3 protein-coding genes are annotated in these 2240 nt (G+C 67.7%); 1 reads left to right on the top strand and 2 read right to left on the bottom strand.

Going from position 1 to position 2240, the window contains the following annotated elements:
* Positions 1-542 precede the first annotated feature (542 nt).
* Positions 543-1400: a reverse transcriptase domain-containing protein gene (locus CKO28_RS27345; RefSeq protein ID WP_200344649.1), complete on the bottom strand. Its 858-nt coding sequence runs from the start codon at positions 1398-1400 to the stop codon at positions 543-545.
* On the bottom strand, positions 1348-1803 hold the full coding sequence (locus CKO28_RS29025; protein ID WP_200344647.1) for a reverse transcriptase family protein: 456 nt from the start codon (positions 1801-1803) through the stop codon (positions 1348-1350). The genes CKO28_RS27345 and CKO28_RS29025 overlap by 53 nt, the downstream gene beginning before the upstream one ends.
* A 130-nt stretch (positions 1804-1933) precedes the next feature.
* On the opposite strand from CKO28_RS29025, the gene tnpA reads away from it, so the two are divergent.
* A partial coding sequence (gene tnpA / locus CKO28_RS27335; protein ID WP_200344645.1) for an IS66-like element accessory protein TnpA occupies positions 1934-2240 on the top strand: 307 nt, incomplete at its 3' end.

Genomic DNA, 2240 nt, shown 5'->3' with positions numbered 1-2240 from the left:
AGGTCGACGTCGCGACGCTGACCGCCATCACGCAACCCTGGCCGGGAGAGGCGTGATGCTCAGCGAGGATCTTGGCCGCTACATCGCTCTCCATCGCAGCCTCGGGTTTAAGTATGACTTTCCAGCATTCCCGGCCAGACTCTCAGGTCCTACAAGCCGCAGCTTGAACCCGGTGGACCTCCCTTGTTCGCATGCATTCCCTCGGCGACATGCCGGCGGTACGAACCCCGGAAGCACCCCTGGGCACTCGCCATACCGCACCCAGCGGTTCTGCCTTCCCCAAAGAGGGATAGGGTCGGCTACTTCGACCACGATCGATTTCGGGGCTAATTGTCCGTTCACTTGCGTTCCGGCCTGCCGGCCTCCCTGTCTACGCTTCGCGGTACCCGTCGCCGGGCACCCCGCAAGACTCGGTGCTCGGCTGCTGGCTAGGCTTTGCCGAGGCCGCCATTTCAGGCGGCTGGATTGCATGCGCTTGCAAGGCGCAACCCTCGGTGAGAGCCGCTCGTGCAGGACTACCGCAAGCGCGAGCGATGGCTTTGCTACGCGCGGTGGCGAGCAAGTAGCCGCGGGTTAGGGAGCGGGTAGTGCACAAGGAGCTGGCGGAACCGGGCCCACGGCATGCGACCGTGTTGCGAGCGCCGGGCCAGCCAGGAGCGCCAACGACGGCGGGTCGCCGCCCACACGGCGCGGATGAGCCGTCCGTTGCCGGTGACGCCGAAGTAACGGTAGTGCCCCTCCAGCTTCCGGCAGAGCGTCAGCCACTGCGCGCTTACTGGCCGGTGGCGGTTGGCCCGGCACCACTGGTTGATCGCCCTGAGCGTGCGGGCGTATCGGTCCTTGGCTGTCTTGCGCTGGACAACCCACTTCCCTTGACGCGAACGCCGCCAGTAGTGGGTAAACCCCAGCAGGTCGAACGTCCCGCTATGCGGCTTCGGGCTGTCGGCATCGTGTGGTGGCCGGGTGAACGGGACCAGGCGCGTCTTCTCCGGGTGGACCGTGAGGCCGTACTTGGCGAACCGGTCGTAGATCACCCGCAAGACACGCCGGGCGTCGTCCGCGCGCTCGAACAGGAGCACGGCGTCGTCAGCGTAGCGGACGAGGTGGGCCCGCCCGTGCAGGCGCGGCTTCACCGTCTCCTCGAACCAGCTGTCGAGGACTTCATGGAGGAAAACGTTCGCCAGCGCGGGGCTGAGACTCCCGCCCTGCGGGGTCCCGGCGTCCGCCGAGCGCCACTGGCCGTCTTCCAGGATCCCGGCCTTCAGCCACTTGCCGATCAGCCGCGTGAGCACGCCGTCGCGTACCCGTTGGCGGACCACACTCTGCAACTGCCGATGATCGACGCTATCAAAGTAGGCGGTGATGTCGAGCGACAGCACCCAGCCACCGCCCGTCGCCATCAACGCCTCGCGCGTGGCGCGTGGCGCGGAGCGCGTCGTGCGCCGACCGGCCGGGCCGGAAACCGTACGAACAGTCGTAGAAATCCTGCTCGTAGACGCTCTCCAGCACCATAGCGACCGCGCGCTGGAGCACCTTGTCCTCGAACGTCGGAATGCCGAGCGGCCGGACCTTGGACCCGTCACCCTTGGGGATGTAGGTCCGGCGGACCGGCGGCGCCCGGTAGCGTCCGGACTTCGCGCGCTCCAGCAGGTCGGCGAGGTTGGCGTCCAGGTCGGCCGCGTAGTCGGCGGCCGTCTGGCCGTCCACACCGGTCGCCCCGCTCTTGCGGGTCTGCCGGTACGCCTCCTTTAGCCACGCGTGGTCGATGTGATGGGCCAGCGTCGTCAGCGGCGTCTCCGGCATGCGGGCCGCCAGATCCGCTATCCGCTGGCGTTTCGTTGAGATGGGATCGTAAGCGTCACGAGACCCCCACGTGGCGCTCCGCTGCGGTATGTGCGTAGCCTCTCCGCTCTTTCGCGAGCAGGAGGGGCAGATGAGCGATCGTGTGCAAGGTAATTGGCAAACCGATGGGCACCCGTACCGGCGGATGGAGCTGACGACGGGCACGTCGCGGCGGCGGTCCTGGACACTGGCCGACAAGGCCCGGATCGTGGCGGAGAGCTTTTCGGGCGACCGCCCAGCGTCCGAGGTCGCGCTGAGGCACGGAATCCACCGCAACCAGATCTACAACTGGCGCCGCGAGCTGGCCAAGGCGGCCACGAACGAGATCGAGGACGACAGCCCGTTCGTGCCGGTGCGCGTGGCGCCGCCTGAACCGGAGACGCCCGTCGCCGAGCCAG

This window comes from Rhodovibrio sodomensis, from assembly GCF_016583645.1.
Taxonomy (GTDB): Bacteria; Pseudomonadota; Alphaproteobacteria; order Kiloniellales; family Rhodovibrionaceae; genus Rhodovibrio; species Rhodovibrio sodomensis.
Note: the sequence above shows the minus strand (reverse complement) of the source record. Positions and strands in the feature narration are given on the sequence as shown.

Coding starts and splice junctions, on each gene's coding strand:
- CKO28_RS27345 (WP_200344649.1), bottom strand. CDS start 1,400: ATGGCGACGGGCGGTGGCTGGGTGCTGTCGCTCGACATCACCGCCTAC.
- CKO28_RS29025 (WP_200344647.1), bottom strand. CDS start 1,803: ATGCCGGAGACGCCGCTGACGACGCTGGCCCATCACATCGACCACGCG.